The organism is Adlercreutzia aquisgranensis, assembly GCF_943193145.1.
GTDB lineage: Bacteria > Actinomycetota > Coriobacteriia > Coriobacteriales > Eggerthellaceae > Xiamenia > Xiamenia aquisgranensis.
The window spans coordinates 204,789-224,018 of record NZ_CALPDA010000003.1; the positions used below are offsets into that span (position 1 = coordinate 204,789).

Below are 19,230 nucleotides of genomic sequence, written 5' to 3' on the forward strand. Positions count from 1 at the left end.
TGTGGCCAGCGCGATGTCTTTCGGTCCCCGCTCGCCTCTGCAAAGACCAGCTCCTAGGAGGCGAAACTTTTGCAGGCATACTCGGAAGAGTTCTCAGCGTGAGCGACTTTTCCTAGTATACAAGGAAAAGTCCGGGTCGATCAGACCTTGTCTCACCGGAGTCGGGAAAGCCTGCCCGGGATATGGGCGCAGCTTTCGGTGCGGGGGCGCGTGGATTGTGGAGGAGGGCGGCGGCGCGCGTGCGTATCGGGCGCAGCTGCCAAGGGACGCGATGCGCCGCCGTCCCTTGGCATGAATCTTGCAGAATGCTTCGTGAAGCATAAGACATGGTCGCTCTAGCCGCTGCGGCGTTGGGCGGGAAGGAGGCGCATTGTGGCGAAAACGTCGGAGATTCCCCAGTTCGGGCTTTTGTCGGGCTACCGGGTGGTGCTTATCGGGCTTTCCGTGGCCGCCCCCTTCGCCGCCGAGCTGTACGCGGAAAACGGCGCCGATGTCATCTGGATCGAGCATCCCACGGTAGTGGACATGGGGCGTACGTCCGGTCATGGCGGCAGCTGGCAGCAGGATCGCCGCAACATGCGCTCGCTGGCCATGGACTACCTGCACGGCGAGGGTCGCGAGGCGTTCCTGAAACTCATCGAGACCGCCGACGTGCTCATCGAGGCCTCCACAGGCGGGCGCTTCGAGCGCAACGGGCTGGGTGACGAGGCGCTGTGGGAGCGCAACCCGGGCCTGGTCATCGCCCATATCTCCGGCTTCGGCCAGACGGGCGACCCGGCCTACGTCAAGCGCGCCAGCTACGACCCCATCGCCCAGGCTTTCAGCGGCACCATGCGCATGAACGGCTTTCCGGGCATGCCCTCGCTGCCGGCCATGGTGTTCCCCGGCGACTACTCCGCCTCCTTCTACGCGTTCGGCATGACGCTTGCCGCCCTGCTCAAGCGCACCCAGACGGGCAAGGGCGAGTCCTTCGACATCGCCCAGTTCGAAACTCTGCTGCGCACCCAGTCCCAGTACCCCACCGACTACTGGCACTTCGGGGCCGACTACGTGAAGGAAGGCAGCCATAGCCTCATCTGCGCCCTTTACGGCACCTACGAATGCGCCGACGGGGAAGAGGTGTACGTGCTGTTCCTGGGACCGGGCGTGCTGAAGGCGGGCTTGCCCCTCATCGGCTTGGAGTACGGCGGCGATCTTTTCCCGGAAGGGGAGGGCATCATCCCCTACGGCAGCTATGCGGCGGACGTGGCGGAGGCGGCCTTCGCGGAGTTCCTCTCGAAGCATTCGGCGGCCGAGGTGGAGGACATCCTGGCCAACGGCGGCGTTCCCTGCTCGCGCATCATGGACTACGAGGCTTTGCGCAACCATCCCCACTGCCAGGCCCGCGGCATCGTTGCCGAGTGGCCCTCCAGCGACGGCAGCGACACCATCCCCGGCGTGAAGGTGGTGCCCGAGACGGCGAACTTCCCCGGGCAGGTGTGGCGCGGTGCTCCGTCCGTCGGCCAGGACAACGAGGACATCCTGGAGGAGCTGGGTCTTTCCGCCGACCAGGTTGCCGCTATGTACGAAAGCAACCTGCTGGGCAAGCGCCCCTACTTCCAACCCGGCGTGTAGACGGAAGCGTTCCCCAGCATGGCGGCGTGTCATTCGGCGTGCCCCTTCGCTACCCTGCGCCTCGATCGTTCCGAAAATTGTAGGTTGAAATTACCGAAAATTATAGGTTAAAATAGCCGAAAATTGTAGGTTAGAACAACCGAAAATTGTAGGTTGCAGATTTGAAACGCAGTTTCACCTGGACTGATACGGCGTGCTGGGTTAGCGTAAGGAGGGTTCTTGTGGTCGATGATCTTTCCGTGGAAGCCTATATGCCTCGCGTGGCGGATTCGCTGCTCGTCGAGAAGCTCTCCTACGCCGGCGCCGTCGAGATTCGGGGACCGAAATGGTGCGGCAAGACGGAGACGGCGCTTCGCCATGCGGAAAGTGCCGTGATGATGCAGGACCCAGACGAGCGCGCGAACAATCTGATGGTCGCGGAAAGCAAGCCATCCCTCTTGCTTCGAGGGGAAAAGCCCCTGCTTATCGACGAGTGGCAAGAGGCGCCCCAGCTCTGGGATGCCGTCCGCTTCGCCGTAGACAGGGAACGAATGCCGGGCCAGTACATCCTTACGGGGTCCGCAACCCCTTATGCGAAGCCACGCCATTCAGGAACGGGGAGGTTCTCGTTCCTTGACATGTACCCCATGTCTTCTGCGGAAGCGGGCGATTCTACTGCCGAGGTCTCTCTCGGCGCCCTTTTTGAGCGCCCTGGTGAGATAGAAGGTGTATCCCGGTCCGACGTCGAGGCCGTATCGCATTTGATATGTCGAGGAGGATGGCCCGGGGCAGTTACCGCTCGAAACGGCGAAGCCTCTTTGGAGATGGCCCACGATTACGTGATGGCCATAGCCGAGGAGGACATATCCCGCGTGGACGGCGTGTCCAGAAGCGCCCAGTACGCCCGTATCGTTATGCAGGAGTATGCGAGGTGCACTTCTACTCAGGCGGCACATCTGGCCATGAGGAAAAACCTTAAGGCGAGGAACACGGAGCTGTCTCGCGATACGGTGGATGCATACATTGCTGCGCTGAGGCGTCTTTACGTTATCAGGGATTTGCCGGCGTGGGAGCCCTCTCTCCACGCAAAGGCGCGCGTGGCTAAAACGCCAACCAGGCATTTTGTGGACCCGTCCTTGGCTGCTGCGGCGCTTGGGGCAAGCCCTCGGTCGCTCTTGAGGGACTTGTCCCTTTGCGGAATGCTGTTCGAGAGCCTGTGCGTCCGCGATCTAAGGGTGTATGCCCAGGCTCACAAAGGCGAGGTGTTCCACTATCGTGACGAAAGCGGGCTCGAGGCTGATGCCGTTGTGGCCCTGCGAGACGGAAGGTACGCTTTGTTCGAGGTGAAGATGGGGGCGCGCTTTGTTGACGAGGGGGCGCGCAACCTCATCAAGCTTTCGGAAAAGATAGACCGCTCGGTTATGGGGGAGCCTGCATTCTGCGCGGTTCTTACCCCAGGAGGCTACGCCCTGAAGAGGCCTGACGGAGTGTATGTGGTGCCGATAACCTGCCTCGCACCCTAACAGCGGCAGCCCTGCGGCCTTCGTCGACCTCGGTTTCGTTTCCCGGAAAACCGTTTCCCGGCGGAATTGCGCCCTTCGCTCCCGAAAAAGATACCGTTCGCCGTGATATTTGGCACGGAAGTTGCTTGGAGGAATAGCAGCCGGGCAGCAGGAGATGCCGACGGAAGGGGAGCGCAGAGGGAAGGCGCGTCTCCGGAAGAAGTTGGCATGAATGTTGCTTGCAAGGATCAGTGCGTCGTTTAGGTGCGACGGAGAGAGGGGATTCCGCATCGGGCGTCCCGTCCAATTACCAAGGAGGTAGCCTATGAAGTCAGCTGATCGTCCCAAGTTCGGCAACCTGCAGAGCCTGAAGGTTCTCAACGCGGGTGCAGTCATCGCCGCGCCCTTCGTGTGCGAGCTGTTCGCCGAGCAGGGCGCCGACGTTATCGAGCTGGAAAGCGTGATGGCTCCCGACATGTACCGTATGTACGGCGATGCCTGGTCCGTCGACCGCCGCAACCAGCGCATGATGACCCTGAACATCCCCTCTCCCGAGGGCAAGGAGATCTTGCTTCAGATGGTGAAGTGGGCCGACGTTCTGGTGGAGTCCTCCAAGGGCGGCACCTGGGCCAAGTGGGGCCTCACCGACGAGGTGCTGTGGGAGGCCAACCCCGCACTCGTCATCCTGCACATCTCCGGCTTCGGCAACTGGGGCGACCCGGACTACGTCCGCAAGGCGTCCTTCGACCCCATCGGACAGGCCTTCTCCGGCTACTCCAACCTCAACGGCTTCCCGGGCTGCCCGCCCAACGTGACCAAGCCCTTCACGGGCGACTTCGCCACAGCTCTCATGGGCGCGTGGGCCACGCTGGCTGCGGTCATCCGCGCCCGTGAGACCGGCGAGGGCGAGTCCATTGACTGCACGCAGTTCGAGTCGTTGGTGCGCATTCAGGGCGCCACGCTCTCCGACGGCATCAACCACGGCATCCAGCCCATGCGCATCGGCAACGAGGACCTGGTGGGCGCCTGCGCCGGTGCCCAGAAGTGCCTCGACGGCTACTGCCAGGTGGCCGTGGGCGGCGCCGGTCCCGTGCGCAAGCTGGTGGAGTTCTTCGGCTTTGCCGACGACCCGGACTTCCAGCCGCTGGGTTCCTACGCCTCCATCACCCGCGCCCCGGGCTGCAAGAGCCTGGACGACCCGCTGCCGCCGCGCGCTGCGAAGTTCCGCAAGGCGCTCGACGAGTGGTGCGAGGCCCGCACCGTCGAAGAGGTGAACAGGACCTTCTCCGAGATGGGCATCCCGGTTTCCCCGCACATGACCTACGCCATGATGCTGGAGGACCCGCACTACAAGGCCCGCGAGGTATTCATCGAGGTGCACGACGAGATCACCGACAAGGACGTCAAGCAGGTCAACATGATGCCGAAGTTCTCGAAGCATCCTGGCCAGGTGGTCCGCGGCGGCGCGAAGTATAACGCCGATACCGATGACATCCTGGAGGAGTTCGGCTACTCGCCCGCCGAGATCGAGCTGCTCTACGAGAAGGGCGTCATCAAGAAGGGCGAATAACCCTTTCGGCATGGAAAATATAGTCTTGTAATTTCCATGCCAACTGCTTAGCCTTACGGTGCGGGCTGCTTCGAAGGGGGCGCCCGCACTTGAGAGGGTAATGAGCAGAAACGGTAGCCGGTGGGTTCGTTGCAGAGGGCCTGGCGGCACGGTTTTTGCTCGTCGCACAGCGTGCCTGCGGGGTGCGGGCACGCAAGAGACAAGGAGAAAGAATGGGATCTTCACAAGTTAAGGGCAGCAATTACGCCTGGGCGATCGCGATCTCCTGCATCGCGTTCTACGCCGTGCCGCTGGGCTTCGCCGCCAACCATGCGGGCCTGTTCCTGACGCCCGTCATCAACGAGTTCGGCTGGTCTCAGACCGAGGCTTCGCTGTTCATGTCCATCCAGCCCTGGGTGGCCGCCATCTGCACGCCGTTCGCCGGCAAGCTGATCATGAAGTACAACCCCCGCTGGATCCTGGGCGCCGCCGTTCTGGTGTTCGGCCTGGCCAACCTCGCCTGCGCCTGGTTCACCGCTCCGTGGCAGTGGAACGTCTACGGCGTGCTCTACGGCGCGTCCGCCGCGTTCTGGATGTACATCGCCACGCCCACGATGGTCAACCGCTGGTTCGCCAAGAACAACGGCTCGGTCATCGGTGCCATCGGCGTGTTCGTGTCGCTGTTCGGCGCCATCATGAGCCCCATCATCGGCGGTTGGATTGCCACCTGGGGCTGGCAGCAGGCTCGTATCATCTGCTCTGTCATCGTGCTCGTCGCCGGCGCTGGTGTCACCTTCGCCCTGCTGCGCGAGTCTCCCGAGAAGATGGGCGTGAAGCCCTGGGGCTACGACGCCGCCGAGGCTGACCGCGCCAAGAGCGCCGAGGCCAAGGTCACCGAGGTCAAGGAGACCCAGGGTCTGACCCGCGGCGAGGCTCTGAAGCAGCCCGCTCTGTGGCTCCTCATCCTCATGGCCGGCATGTTCGTTATCTCTGCTTCCTTCGTGCAGCAGCTGGCCCGCTACGCTTCCACCAACACGCTGTTCACCGACGGTGCCGCCGTGGGCGCTCTGGCCGTGTCCGTGGCCATGGTGACCTCCATGATCGGCAAGTTCGGTCTGGGCTGGATCTCCGACCACTTCGGTGCCAAGATGTCCGGCATCGTGGCTGGCGTTCTGGGCGCTGCCGGTGCCGCCGTGGCTCTGGTGTCCGGCGGTTCCGAGATGATGTTCTATGTGGGCGTTGGCCTGTTCGGCATCGGCTACTCCGCTCTGAACGTGGTTCCGCCGCTGACCTGCCAGCAGGCTTTCGGCGACAAGGACTACGCCAGCGTGTTCTCCGTAGTCGCTACCGGTCTGAACGTGTTCTCCGGCTTCTCGGCCCTGATCTACGCCCAGATCTTCGACATCACCGGTTCCTACGCCGGCGCGTTCTGGATGAACATCATCTTCTACGTGCTGATCGTCGTCCTGGCCCTGATCATCGTTCCCATGGGCCGTCGCGCTTGGGCGAAGTAAGCTTCGCGTAAGGCACACTGCTCGGGGCTGCAAACTCGAGCTGCGGAAAAGCCCCTGCTTCGGCAGGGGCTTTCCTTTTTTGCGCCGACGCGCTATGGGGATGCGGAGAAAGCGGTTTCTCGGCGGAATGTTGCGTTCGGGCATGCGTTGGTCGCCGGGCGCTCGTCCCGAACCCGGTCATGCCCAGCAGCTTGCTTCGAGCCCGTATCTGCCCGTCGAGCTATCGGCCGAATCGCCTGCTACTGCTTGTCGAACCACGCCATGACGGCGTCGTAGACCGGCTTGTGGCTTTCGTAGATGGCGTCGAATGCCTCGCGCGCCGCGTTGAGCTCGGCCATGGTCTCGGGCGTAGCCTCGGGCGGCATGACGTTCAGGGCTTTCTGCAGGCGCCGCCGGGCTTGCTTGTACTCGCGGCTCTGCATGGGGTTGAGCTTCTTCTTGGCTACGGCGTAGCGCTCGTAGGCGGCATCCATGAGCGCGTAGCCCACCAGCATCTCGTCGATGCACCGCTCCATCCACTGGTCGTGCTCTGCGGCGGCTTCGGCTGCGGTCTTGGCGGCGGCTGCCTCTTCGGCGCTCACGTGCGACCGTTCGACGTGGGCCAGCATTTCCGTGCGCTTCTTGTCCAGGTTGTCGGCGTTGACGGTGAGCGTCCCGTCCTTGGCTATGGCGAAGCTGACCTCGAGCTTGGGCTTGCCCGCGCCGGCCCACTTCACATCGCGGATGCGCACCCGCCCCAGCTCTATGTTGTCGCGGACGAGCGGCCGCGTGCCTGCTACCAGGTGGAATTCGGCGGCAAGCTGGTAGGGGTCAACAGTGGAGAAAATCTGGGTGGTCTTGTAGGGAAGCTTCACGCCGGCGGGGATGACCTCGTGGGCGCGACCCCCCGGTATCTCGATGCAGATGGGCAGGGGCAGCGTGCCGTTTTCCGGTTCCAGGACGAACGCGACCTGGTCGCACTTGTCCATGGCGGGGGTTTTCGCCGAGTTCTTGAAAAGAGCCATGCTGGTAACCGCTTTCTCGAAGGTGTGTTGCTCCGTTGCTCACAGTGTAGCAAACAATCGGCCCCGGCGGCCTGGATGCGCTCCCGTCGATGCCGGACGATGCCCTCTTTCCATGCAAAAGAGATGCCAGCGTGGCACGGCTTTTGCTTGAAGGTTTTCCAGGTTCCCCAACACAACAAGGAGGAAGTGCATGAAAACGCAAGATTGTCCCAAGTTCGGACCGCTGCAGGGTGTGCGCGTCGTGAACCTGACCATGGCCATCGCCGGCCCCTTCGCCTGCGGACTTTTGGCCGATATGGGCGCCGACGTCATCGGCATCGAGAGTCCCCTTGGGCGCGATACCTCCCGTCCGCAGAACGAGAAGCTTCAGGGTTGGGGCACCCAGATGGAGCGCCGCAACACGCGCAGCCTGTGCATGAACGTGAAGGAGGGCGAGGGGCGCGAGTACTTCTTCAAGCTGCTCAAGGACGCCGACATCCTCATGGATGGCTTCCGCGGCGGCCAGATGGCCAAGTGGGGCATGCCCGACGAGGTGCTGTGGGAGGTCAACCCCAAGCTCACCATCGTGCACATCTCCGGCTTCGGCCAGACCGGCGACCCGGCTTACATCGGCCGCGCCTCCTTCGACGGCATCGGCCAGGCCTACGGCTGCTTCATGGAAATGAACGGCTTCCCGGACCGTCTGCCCGTTCTGGCGTTCCCGCAGGTGAGCGACTACTACGCCGGCTTCATGGCCGATCTGGGAGCGCTTGCCGGCTACATCAACGCCCAGAAGACCGGCAAGGGCGAGAGCGTCGACGTTGCCCAGTACGAGGCCATGCTTCGCTGCGAGGGCTTCTACGCGGTTAACTACCTCAACACCGGGGCCCTTCCCGTGCGCGAGGGCAGCCATTCCACCTCCTCGGCCGGCTACGGCACCTACATCTGCAAGGACGGCGTGCCCATCTACGTGCTCATCCTGGGCCCCGGCGTGGTGAAGAAGGCCGTCCCCGCCTTCGGCCTGGAGTACGGCAGCGACCTGTTCCCCGTGGGCACCCCCGTGGTGGCCTTCGGCACCGAGGCCGGCGACGTCCTGGAGGCGGCCATGGAGAAGTTCTTCTCCGAGCACGACGCCGAGGAAGCCGAGAAGATCATGCTGGAGTGCGGCGTGCCTTGCAGCCGTATCTACAACTTCGCCATCGCCGAGAAGGACCCCCACTACATCGCCCGCGAGAGCTTCACGGAGTGGAAGAACTCCTACGACGAGGGCACCATCCGCGGTGTGAACATCGTGCCGAAGCTCAAGCAGAACCCGGGCCAGATCTGGCGCGGCATGCCGCTCGTGGGCGCGGACAACGAGGATATCCTGGAAGAGCTGGGCGCCACCGCCGACGAGGTTGCGGCCATGTACGAGAGCGGCCTTCTGAAGAAGGAAGAGACGCCGTTCGGCTAAGGCGCCGGGAGGGTCGGCTCCCCGTTGCGTCCTGGTGCGCGGCGAGGCGTCGCAGAGGGCGCTTTGCGGGATAGGGCCGCTAGGCGCTTGCGAGCGCAGATGATGATCGCGGGGCGGGGCCACGGGCTTCGCCCCGCCTTTCACGAGGGAAGGAAGCGTTTCTATGGCGGGTCGGAAAGTCCATTACGCATGGGTCATCCTGGTGGCGTGCATCGCCTTCTACGCCGTGCCCGTAGGCGTCATCGGCAACTGCCAGGGCGTGTACGTGCAGCCCATCATGGACGAGTTCGGCTGGTCCCGGACCCAGACCACCCTCTACCTCATCGTTCAGCAGCTGGTCGCCGCAGCCACCGCCCCCTTTGCCGGCAAGGTGCTCGCCCGGTTCAACCCGCGCTGGGTGCTTACGGCCACCTCGGTGGTCTTCGGCGCAAACGCCATGGCCTGCGCGTTGTACACGCAGCCTTGGCAGTGGGTCGTCTACGGCGCCGTCTACGGCGTGTGCGCCGGATTCATCCTGTTCCTTGCGCTTCCCACCATCGTCAACATCTGGTTCAGGAAGCGAAACGGCCTTGCCATCGGCGTGGCGAGCGCGTTTATCGGCGTGTTCGCTGCAGTGTGCAGCCCCATCACCCAGGTGATCATCGACGCGTCGAGCTGGCAGACGGCCCGCGTGGTCATGAGCGTCGCCTGCATGCTGCTCTCCGCGCTGCCCACGGCCTTGCTGCTGCGGCGCAGCCCCGAGTCCATGGGCGTGCTTCCCTACGGGGCGAATCCCGAGCGGGCCGAGCGTGCGAAGGAGGGTTCCCAGGGGGCGAAGGCGTCGGTCACGTTGGTCGAACAGGGCGCGACGGCTTCCCAGGCCCGCCGCTCTCCGGCTCTTTACCTGCTGATTTTGGTGGCGGGCGGCTTCGGCTTCTGCGCCACGCTGGTGCAGCATCTTTCCGCCTACTGCTCCACCGGCGAGCTGGGAGCCATGGTGGGCGCCTACGCGGTGTCCATCGCCATGGTGGGCTCCATCGTTGGCAAGCCCGGGTTCGGCTGGCTTGCCGACAAGGTGGGAGCCGTGCGCGCCGGCATCACCTCCAGCGTGTTCGGCGCCGCCGGCGTAGCCATCATTCTCGTCTCCGGCGCGAACGCCGCGCTGTTCTTCCTCGGCACGGCGCTGTTCGGGCTGGGCTATTCGGCCCTGTCCATTGTGAGCCCGCTGCTGGGCAGCCAGGGCTTCGGCTCGGCTCATTTCTCCGAGATCTACTCCTGGGTGTCCTCGGGCATATCGCTCCTGTCGGCCCTGGCTGGCTTCGCCCTGTCCTTCCTCTACGACGTCACGGGCAGCTTCACGGCCGATTTCGTGCTGGTCATCGCCATCTACGTCCTGTGCGCCATCCTCTGTCCGGTGGTGGTGCGCTCCGCCCGCAGGCTCTGGGTGTAGCCCGCCTTCACCAAGGGCGCTTCCCGGCCACCGTGTTTCTGCCGGTTCCGTCATCGGCAGGCCGCGGCGAGGCTTTAGGCGCCGCTTTTCCGTCGACGGTTGGCACGATATTTGCTCAACTTACCGCTAAGGAATCCGCCTCGCAGCGAGGCGGGAATGACAGTTGCGGCTGCGGCTGCGCAGCGCAGAGGAACGTCAAAGGAGGGTACATGAGCTCTTCCAAGAAGGGAACCGTTTGGGCCTGGCTCGTCGTTCTCGGGTGCATCGGGTTCTACTCAATTCCCACGGGCGTCATCGCCAACACGTCCGGCATCTTCGTGGCGCCGGTCATGGACCAGTTCGGGTGGACGCAGACCGATACCACCATGTATCGGACCATCCAGCCCATCGTGTCCGCCATCGTCGCCCCGTTCGCCGGCCGCATTCTCCAGAAGGGCAACCCCCGCTGGATCTTGGCCATCGTCTCGGCTGCTTTCGGCTTGGCCTCCTGGGCGAGCGCCTATGCCACGGAGCTGTGGCAGTGGAACCTCTACGGTGTGGTCTTCGGCATCACCGCCGGCTTCTTCATGTACCTTGCGGCTCCCGTTCTCGTGAACACGTGGTTCAAGAAGAATGCTGGCATCGCCATCTCCATCACCGCGGCGGTGCTCTCCTTGATCGGTGCGTTCGCCAGCCCCATCGGCCAGCAGCTCATCTCCATGTACGACTGGCAGACCGCCCGCTCCATCATGTCCATCTTCACCACCGTGGTCTCCGTGGCGCTCACGGTGCTGTTCGTGCGCAAGAGCCCCGAGGTCATGGGGCTGCTTCCCTACGGCGCCGGCGACAAGCCCGGCGAGACCAAGGCCGAGGCGATGAAGGAGGCCGACGAGTACGAGGGCCAGGGCGCTACCATGGAGCAGGCGCGCCGCTCCCCGGGCCTGTACATGCTCGTGCTGGTTGCCGGCATCTTCGTCATGTGCGCGGCGTTCTTCCAGCAGATTCCCGCCATCTGCACCCGCGGCGAGCTGGGGGCCGCGGCCGGCGCCATGGCCGTGTCCATCATGATGGTAGGCGGCATCGTGTTCAAGCTGGTCCTGGGCGCCCTCAACGACATCATCGGCGTGCGCTGGACGGGCATCATCTCCGCCGCGGCCGGTGCCATCGGCATCTTCCTTGCCTACATCGCCGGCGGCAACGTCATGGTCTTCTACGCCGGCATGGTCATCTTCGGCGGCGGCTACGCGGGCCTTACGGTCATCGCGCCCATGCTCGCCCGCACCGCCTTCGGATCCATCAACTACTCCCAGATCTACTCCTGGGTGTCTACGGGCATCTTCGTGTTCACCGCTATCTCGTTCGTGGTCTACGGCATGATCTACGACACCACCGGCAGCTACGACCTGTGCTTCCTAGTGGTTATCGCCATGTACGTGCTGGCGGTAGTCTTGGTGCCGCTCACCATCAAAGTTTCGCAAAGGGCGTGGAAGAAGTAGCTTCGGCTCACCGCGGCTGGGGCGGGCTTTCGGGCTCGTTGCCGGCCGCTCGATCGATAATGGAACAGAAAGGGAAAGGCTGTCCGCATGAGCAAAGAGTACCCCATCCTCGGTTCGCCGTTGAAGGTCAACGGCGTGACCATGCGCAACCGTATGATCACCACCTCCATGTCCCCGGGTATGGGCTACGTCGATGGGGAGAACCATCCCACCGAGATGCTGGCCAACTATCTTGAGGAGCGTGCCGCCGGCGGTACGGGCATGATTATCCAGACCATCTGCCCTTGGAAGCGCACCAACATCGAGGGGCTGCATCCGCTGCCCTGCGCCTACGACGACAGCTGCGTCGACGAGCTGAAGACCTACATGGTGGACCCGGTGCACAAGCACGACGGCCTCATCTGCGCCCAGATCTACTGCGTTCACGACCTGAAGTTCGAGGGCGAGGACAAGGAGAGCGCCTACGGTCCCTCCGACATCGCCGTCATCCCTATGATGGGCGGCTTCAAGGCCATGACGCTCGAGCAGATCGCCGAGTTCAAGAAGATGTTCGTCAACGCCACCCTGGTCTGCAAAAAGGCCGGCTTCGACGCCGTTGAGGTCATGGCCGGCGTGGGCGGCGTCATGAGCCGCTTCATGAGCCAGGCCACCAACAACCGTACCGACCAGTACGGCGGAAGCCTTGAGAACCGCGCCCGCCTTACCCTGGAGATCATCCGCGAGGTGCGCGAGGCCGTGGGTCCGGATTACCCCATCGTGGTGCGCTGGTCGCCGGTGGACTTCATCAAGACCGCCAACGGCAGCGGCCTGTCCATGGAGGAGTCGCTCCAGATCGCCCAGTGGATGGAAGAGGCGGGCCTGGACATGCACGACCTGTCCGTGGGTTGGCATGAGACCAGCGTGCCCCTGACCACCAAGGGCATCGAGGACGGCCACTGGATGTACATCTCCGAGCAGATCAAGACCGTGGCGAAGAAGCCGGTGGGCCAGGGCTACCGCAACACCGACCCCACGGTGATGGAGCAGAACCTGCAGGACGGCAAGTGCGACGTCATCGCCGGTCTGCGCTACTCCATCGCCGACCCGGCGCTGCCGCTGAAGGTCATGGAGGACCGCACCGCCGAGATGCGCAAGTGCATCGTGTGCTGCCGCTGCATCGACGACGTGGTCTCCCGCGGCAAGGACCTGGTCTACTGCGGCGTGAACCCGCACCTGGGCGCCGAGCTGCTGCACCCCATGTACCCCAAGACCGACCATCCCAAGAAGGTCATGGTCATCGGCTCCGGCCCGGCCGGCCTGAACGCCGCGCTGACCGCCGCCCAGTGCGGCCACAAGGTGGACCTCTACGAGGAAGGCCCCCGCATCGGCGGCTGCGTGAAGATGAGCGCCATCTTCAGCCCCTACCATGAGCGCTATCTGGACTACCTGGCCCATCAGATGAAGGAGCACCCGGAAATCACCGTGCACCTGAAGACCAAGGTCACGCCCGAGCTGGTGGCCCAGGTGAAGCCCGACGCCGCCATCGTGGCCGTGGGCGGCAACCCCGTCGGCATCGACGTGCCCGGCTCCGACGGCAAGAACGTGGTCATGTCCCACGACTTCCTGGAAATGCTCAACGGCCATGCGCCCAAGGGCAAGAAGGGCCTGTTCAACAAGATTATGTGGAAGGGCGGCTCCTGGTTCCTGAAGGCCCACTACACCCCGTCGTTCGCCCGCGAGATGACCGCGAAGATGACCTGGCCCATCTCGCGCGAGGTGGCCATCATCGGCGGCGGCCTGCCCGGTTGCGAGCTGGGGCACCTGTGCATGGAGACCGGCCGCACCACCGGCATCATCGAGGAGGGCAAGAAGATCGGCTACGACGTGAGCCCCTCCGAGCGCTTCGGCCTCACCAGCCAGTTCAAGAAGGCCGAGAACGTGAGCCTGCATCCCCTTACCCGCGTGGTGGAGATCACCGAGCAGGGCGTGAAGTGTATCACGACCGTGCCCGAGAAGGACGCCAACGGCAAGCCGCTCAAGGATGAGAACGGCAAGCCGGTCACCCATGAGGAAGACCTGTTCGTGCCCGGCAAGACCGTGGCCGTGACCCTGGGCCTCAGCGAGAACCACGAGCTGTACGAGGAGCTTCTCCGCCAGAACGTCGAGGTGTACATGGCCGGCGACTGCAACGAGCCCGCCCGCATCGCCGACGCCACCAAGGCCGGCTACGTGGCCGCCTGCGCGCTGTAGCCATTCGCGCGAAGCGATTCCGAAAACGGTCCGCCTCCTTCGGGGGTGCGGACCGTTTTTCCGTATACATGCGAGGTTGGCACGAAATATGCAAAAGAAGGTCGTGCATGGATTTTCCGAACGGAAGGAACGACCGATGTCCGACAAAGACGTTGTGTACGCCGACGCCCCCGTAGACGGCGTCCAGGTGATCTACCTGAACCAGCCCGCCAAGAAGAACGCCATCTCCGCCGCCATGATGATCAAGCTCGACGGCCTACTGGCCGCCGCCGATGCCGATGACGACGTGCGCGCTGTGCTGCTGCGCGGCGAGGGCGACGTGTTCTCCAGCGGAGGAGACCTCAGCCAGTCCGACCACAAGCCCACGCCCGAAGAGGCCCGCGCCACGTTTCTGAACTACGTGCACCTCATCCAGCGCATGCGCACCATGGCCAAGCCCATCGTCGCCATGGTGGACCGTTACGCGGTGGGCGGCGCCTTCGCCATGACCCTGGCCTCCGATTTGGTGGTGGCGACCGAGCGCACCTCCTTTGTGCCGGCGTTCTGCCAGATCGGCATCATCCCCGAGATGGGCATGATGGACATGCTGCCCAAGCTGGTGGGCATGCAGCGCGCCAAGGAGATCCTCTACATCGGCGGCAAGATCCCTGCGGCCAAGATGCACGAGTGGGGCCTGGTGAACCGCCTTACCACCCCCGAGGAGCTGGAGTCTGCCGCCATGGACCTGGCCCGCACCGTGGCCTCCATGCCCGCGCCTTCCATCCAGATCACCAAGGGCATTCTGAACTCCCTGGCCGACGGCAACCTGAACGCATGCATGCAGGCCGAGTCCACGGCGTCGCCCTTCTGCACCACCACGGCGGCCTACGCCAAAACCATGGAGCGCTTCAACAAGTAGCTGGACGTTTCAACCGCGCAGGGTAAAGTGGGGGCGGGACGCAACTCCCGTCCCCGCTCCCGGCGCAGAGTGTGCGCGGGCTGCCGCGCCGCGCTTTCGAAAGGCGGATTTCTTCGCATGGATACGAACCGCTTCTCCAACGTTGCCGAGCCGCTGCTGGCGTCCGTCCGCCGCGTACCCGACCGCACGGCCGTGGTCTTCAAGGGACGGGAGCTGACCTACGCCCAGTTCAACGACGAGGTCAACCGAACCGCCAACGTGCTGGCCGACCGCCTGGGGCTGAAGGCCGGCGAGCGCGTGGCCTACCTGCTCCCCAACTGCATCGAGATTTTGGAGACCTACTACGCGGCCCAGAAGCTGGGAGCGGTGGTGGTGCCCATCAACTTCAAGCACATCGCCCGCGAGCTGGCCTACCTGCTGCAGTCCTCCGGCGCCTCGGTGCTCGTGTTCGCGGCCGACTTCGCCGAGAAGGTGGCCGAAGCGGTGGAGCTCATGGACGACCCGATCGCCCTTGCCTGCACGCGGGCCGGAAACGCCAAGGCGCCGGTGGCCAAGTCGCTGTGCGGCGTGGAGGTGGTCGATCTGGACCGGGCGCGAGGGGAGGCTTCCGCCGTCGAGCCCGAGCTGTTCGCCGACGCCGAGTCGTTCTCGCGCATCCAGTTCACCGGCGGCTCCACCGGCCTGCCGAAGGGCGCCTGCCGCACCCACCGCGCCGATTTGGTGGAGCTGGCCGGCGTGTTGGACTCCAACGCCATAGAGTCCTGCGAGCACCCCGTGGTGCTCATCCAGTGCCCGCTCGAGCATCATGGCGGCCATAGCTGGTTCACCATGGCCTTCGCCGCCGGAGCCACCCTGGTCATCTGCGCGGTGTTTTCGGCTGAGAACATTCTGGCCGAGATCGAGCGGCGTCGCGTCACCCACATGATCCTGCTGCCGCCCATCACCTACCTGCGGCTGCTCCATTGCCCCACCATCGACGACTACGACCTGTCCTCGGTGCAGCTGGTGCAAAGCGCCGCCGGCGCCACGAGCCATCGCATGATCGGGTCCATCTACCGCCATTTCCCCAACGCCGTGCTCAACTACGGCTGGGGCCAGTCCGAAAGCGGCCTAGGCACCACGCTGGTCATCACGCGCCAGATGCTGCAGGACAAGTCGCCGCTGCTGGAGAGCGTGGGGCGGCCCATGACGGGGCTCGATCTGCGGGTGGTGGACGAGGAAGGGCGCGAGGTGGGACCCGGCGTGGCCGGCGAGGCCCAGGTGCGCTCCGGCGCGGTGATGGCCGGGTACTGGAACCAGCCCGAGCTTACGCAGCGCGCGTTCACCGAGGACGGCTGGCTGCGCACCGGCGATATCATGGTGCGCGATGCCCAGGGCTACTGCACGCTGGTATCCCGCAAGCGGGACATCATCAAGTCGGGCGGCGAGAACGTGTTCATCGGCGAGGTGGAGCGCGTCGTGTCCGAGCATCCCGGCGTGGCCGACGTGGTGGTGCTGGGCACCGCCGATCCGGTCATGGGCGAGGCCGTGGCCGCCGTCGTGCAGCCGGAACCGGGCGTGGAGCTGTCCAAAGCTGACATCCAGGACTGGTGCAAGAGGTCCCTCGCCAGCTACAAGAAGCCCCGCTACGTGCTGTTCGTCGACGACATCGGCCGCGACGATGCGGGCAAGGTGCGCCGCGACGAGGTGGCCGAACGCTTCGAACAGGCGAAGGCGGAAGTGGCCCCGAAATCCTATACCCAGGTGGTCGACAACCCGTCCGTCTACTGCATCTCGGTGCCTACGGGACTCAAGTCCCACGATCCCACCAACGCCTACCTGGTGGATTGCGGAGAGCGGGCGCTGCTGGTGGATACGGGCGTGTGCGAGGAGCGCTCCCTGGAGGCCATCACCCTGGCCCGCCGCCAGATCGGCTTCGCTCCCGAAGACGTGGACGTGTTTTTGACTCACCACCACTTCGACCATCGCGGTCTGGCCTTTTCCGTGGGCGGACCCGGCGGCCGCATTTTCATGACCCGCGCCGACGCCGACGCTGTGGCCTACGAGCAGACCGAGGCGTTTCGCCGGGAGCTGCTGGAAAAGATGGAGCGGCTGGGCCTTGGGAGCGCGGAGATGGCCGAGCTTGCGGCTTACGTCGCCGTGGCCGAGCAGGGCGGCGGCCGCTTCGACCGCGACCGGGTCACCTTCGTGGAGGACGGGGAGACGATCTCGGTGGGCAGCCAGGACTTTCGCGTGGTAGGGGTTGCCGGCCATACCGTGGGCCATGCGGCGCTGCTGCACGAGCAGAGCCGTTCGGTGTTCTTCGGCGACGCGGTGCTCATGGAGGTGAACCCTTGCGTCATGGGCTCCTTCGACGGCAGCGACGCCGATCTGGTGCAGGCGCAGCTGGACACCATGGAGCGCATCGCCTGCCTGGACTTTGACCGCGGCTTCGTGGGCCACGGGCCTGCCCGCCGCGTGCTCGCCCAGCAGCAGGTGAGGGAGCGCGCGCGGGCCATAGCCGACAGGGTGCGCTGCCGCTTGGAAGAGATTCAGGGGGCGATCGCGGCCAAGCCCGGTGCGGTTGGCACGGATGTTGCTAAAACCATTCCATGGAGCACGCGCACCGATTCCTGGTCGTCCGTTCCGTTCATGAAGCGGTTCATCATGTACTGCGAAGTGGACGCCTACCTGGAGCATCTGGTCCGTACCGGGGAAGTGGAGCGCGCGCTCGTAGACGGAGTGTGGAAGTACGCCGTGAAGGCGTGATTGAGAGAAGGGAAAGGAAGCCGCATGGATTTCAGCCTTACCGACGAGCAGGAGCTGTTGCTGGAGAGCGTCGACGAGCTCATGGAGCGCTACGGCACCGAGGAGTACTTCAAGCAGTGCGACGAAGAGCATCGCTGGCCCCAGGAGTTCACCGACGCCCTTCTGGAGAACGGCTTCCAGATGCTGGGCGTTGACGAGGCCTTCGGCGGCACGCCCGTGGACGTGCAGACGCTCATGCTGGTCTCCGAGCGCATCTGCAAGAACGGCGCGCCCATCTACGTGTACGGCAACCTGTGCGCCCTGAAGGACATGACCGAGTACGGCTCTCCCGAGCAGCAGGAGCAGTGCTTCGCCGAGGTCATGGCCGGCCGTCCTGGCTTCGTGCTGGGCTTCACCGAGCCCGGCGCCGGTTCCGACAGCTCGGCTGTGGCCACCACCTTCAAGCGCCGCGACGGCAAGGTGTACCTCAATGGCTCGAAGTCCTTCATGACCAACGCCGTGAACTCCAAGTACATGCTGTGCGTGGCCCGCGATGCCGACGACGATCCGGCCGACCCCAAGAACCGCAGCCGCGTGTCCATGTGGTGGGTGCAGCTGCACGACGACGAGGGTAACGTCATGCCCGGCATCAAGATCGAGCCGCTGGAGAAGATCGGCTGGAACATGGGCAACACCTGCGAGATGACGCTGACCGACGTCGAGCTTGACGAGAAGGACCTCGTGGGCGTCGAGGGCAACGGCTTCATGCAGGCCATGGTGAACTTCGAGGTGGAGCGCCTGATCGCCTGCGCCCAGTCGCTCGGTGCCGCCGAGTGCGCCTTCGAGGATGCCGTTACCTACGCCACCCAGCGCATCCAGTTCGGCAAGCCCATCGGCAAGAACCAGCTCATCCAGGAGCACATCACCGACATGTACATGAAGATCGAGAACATGCGCAACTGGGTGTACCGCACCGCGTGGAAGATCGACAACGGCGAGCCCGTGCAGATCGACTCCGCCGTGGCGAAGCTGTACTGCGGCCGCGCGGCCTTCGATGTCATCGACACCGCCATGCAGGTCATGGGCGGCATCGGCTACACCAAGGACTGCCGTATCTCCCGTCTGTGGCGCGATCAGCGCGTCTACCGCATCGGCGCCGGCACCGACGAGATCATGATCCACATCGCCGGCCGCGCCATCCAGAAGCCCTACGCCGCCAAATAACCAGCGCGGGCTTTCGGGGCGGCGAGCCCATCCGACGCCGCGAGCTTCGCAATCCTTCGCGGAGCTCGGCGTGCCGGATGCTGCGGAACTCGCCTTGCTCGGACAGTCCTCGCATCCCGTCCGTCCCGCCGAGCCCCGCGTTGCTCCGCGACGCGCCGGCGGACGGCCTCGCTGCCTCGGAGTCCCTCTGGCTGGCGGGTTAAGCCGAAGCGTTGCTGTTTGTACCATTGCAAAAGCGAACGAAAGGAACTGTCATGGCTGAAATCTTCTCTCCCGTCGACGACCTGATCGCCGAGGCGTCCACCATCGACGCCCTCGTGCAGGACTTCACCGAGGAGGACTGGAACCGCCAGGCCGCCTACTGCGACACCTGGACCCTCAAGGACGTCATCACCCACATCGCCTTCTTCGACTACTGCGCCGCCGAGCTTCTGTGCGGGCGCGGCGAGTCGGTGAACGCCGTGGCCGACGCCGCCTCCGAGCAGGACGAGCACTACCACGTGCTGGCCTACCAGGACAAGACCGGCGCCGAGATTCTGAACTGGTGGCGCGAGCAGCGCACCATCATGTGCGACAAGTTCATGGAGGCAGGCCCGAAGGGCCGCGTGCCCTGGGCCGCCGGCATCCCGCCCATGTCCGTGCGCTCCCTGGCCT

At 64.5% G+C, this 19,230-nt stretch carries 13 protein-coding genes; 12 read left to right on the forward strand and 1 reads right to left on the reverse strand.

The window, feature by feature from the left end; translation table 11 throughout:
* Window positions 1-372 precede the first annotated feature (372 nt).
* From NFR41_RS02965 to NFR41_RS02980, 4 genes are all read left to right on the forward strand, one after another.
* Window positions 373-1,614 (forward strand): CoA transferase, encoded by a 1,242-nt coding sequence (locus tag NFR41_RS02965; protein ID WP_251230658.1) that lies wholly within the window; start codon window positions 373-375, stop codon window positions 1,612-1,614.
* 221 nt (window positions 1,615-1,835) lie between these two features.
* Window positions 1,836-3,116, forward strand: a complete 1,281-nt coding sequence (locus NFR41_RS02970) for an ATP-binding protein (RefSeq protein ID WP_251230659.1) — start codon at window positions 1,836-1,838, stop codon at window positions 3,114-3,116.
* A gap of 304 nt (window positions 3,117-3,420) precedes the next feature.
* Window positions 3,421-4,665 carry a CoA transferase gene (locus NFR41_RS02975; protein WP_160212716.1) on the forward strand — a complete coding sequence of 415 codons (1,245 nt, stop codon included), beginning with the start codon at window positions 3,421-3,423 and terminating at the stop codon, window positions 4,663-4,665.
* 212 nt (window positions 4,666-4,877) lie between these two features.
* Window positions 4,878-6,158, forward strand: coding sequence for an MFS transporter (locus tag NFR41_RS02980; RefSeq protein ID WP_160212717.1), 1,281 nt, complete (start codon window positions 4,878-4,880; stop codon window positions 6,156-6,158).
* A gap of 239 nt (window positions 6,159-6,397) precedes the next feature.
* On the opposite strand, the gene NFR41_RS02985 is transcribed toward NFR41_RS02980, so the two are convergent.
* Window positions 6,398-7,162, reverse strand: a complete 765-nt coding sequence (locus tag NFR41_RS02985; RefSeq protein WP_251230660.1) for an Hsp70 family protein — start codon at window positions 7,160-7,162, stop codon at window positions 6,398-6,400.
* 190 nt (window positions 7,163-7,352) lie between these two features.
* Between NFR41_RS02985 and NFR41_RS02990 the strand changes: the two genes are divergently transcribed.
* The 8 genes from NFR41_RS02990 to NFR41_RS03025 all read left to right on the forward strand — a co-directional run.
* Window positions 7,353-8,594: a CaiB/BaiF CoA transferase family protein gene (locus tag NFR41_RS02990; protein WP_160212719.1), complete on the forward strand. Its 1,242-nt coding sequence runs from the start codon at window positions 7,353-7,355 to the stop codon at window positions 8,592-8,594.
* Window positions 8,595-8,757: 163 nt separating this feature from the next.
* Entirely contained in the window at window positions 8,758-10,023 is a 1,266-nt protein-coding gene (locus tag NFR41_RS02995; protein WP_251230661.1) for an MFS transporter, read from the forward strand.
* 209 nt (window positions 10,024-10,232) lie between these two features.
* On the forward strand, window positions 10,233-11,498 hold the full coding sequence (locus tag NFR41_RS03000; RefSeq protein WP_160212721.1) for an MFS transporter: 1,266 nt from the start codon (window positions 10,233-10,235) through the stop codon (window positions 11,496-11,498).
* Between the two features lie 87 nt (window positions 11,499-11,585).
* On the forward strand, window positions 11,586-13,727 hold the full coding sequence (locus tag NFR41_RS03005; RefSeq protein ID WP_251230662.1) for an oxidoreductase: 2,142 nt from the start codon (window positions 11,586-11,588) through the stop codon (window positions 13,725-13,727).
* Between the two features lie 136 nt (window positions 13,728-13,863).
* Complete coding sequence (locus NFR41_RS03010) at window positions 13,864-14,625, forward strand: enoyl-CoA hydratase/isomerase family protein (protein WP_251230663.1); 762 nt, start codon at window positions 13,864-13,866, stop codon at window positions 14,623-14,625.
* A 117-nt stretch (window positions 14,626-14,742) separates the two neighbouring features.
* The gene (locus NFR41_RS03015; protein ID WP_251230664.1) at window positions 14,743-17,373 is read left to right on the forward strand and encodes an AMP-binding protein; all 2,631 of its coding nucleotides are present in this window, start codon (window positions 14,743-14,745) and stop codon (window positions 17,371-17,373) included.
* A gap of 24 nt (window positions 17,374-17,397) precedes the next feature.
* On the forward strand, window positions 17,398-18,576 hold the full coding sequence (locus NFR41_RS03020; protein ID WP_160212725.1) for an acyl-CoA dehydrogenase: 1,179 nt from the start codon (window positions 17,398-17,400) through the stop codon (window positions 18,574-18,576).
* 254 nt (window positions 18,577-18,830) lie between these two features.
* On the forward strand, window positions 18,831-19,230 hold a 400-nt coding region (locus tag NFR41_RS03025), incomplete at its 3' end, for a maleylpyruvate isomerase N-terminal domain-containing protein (protein ID WP_251230665.1).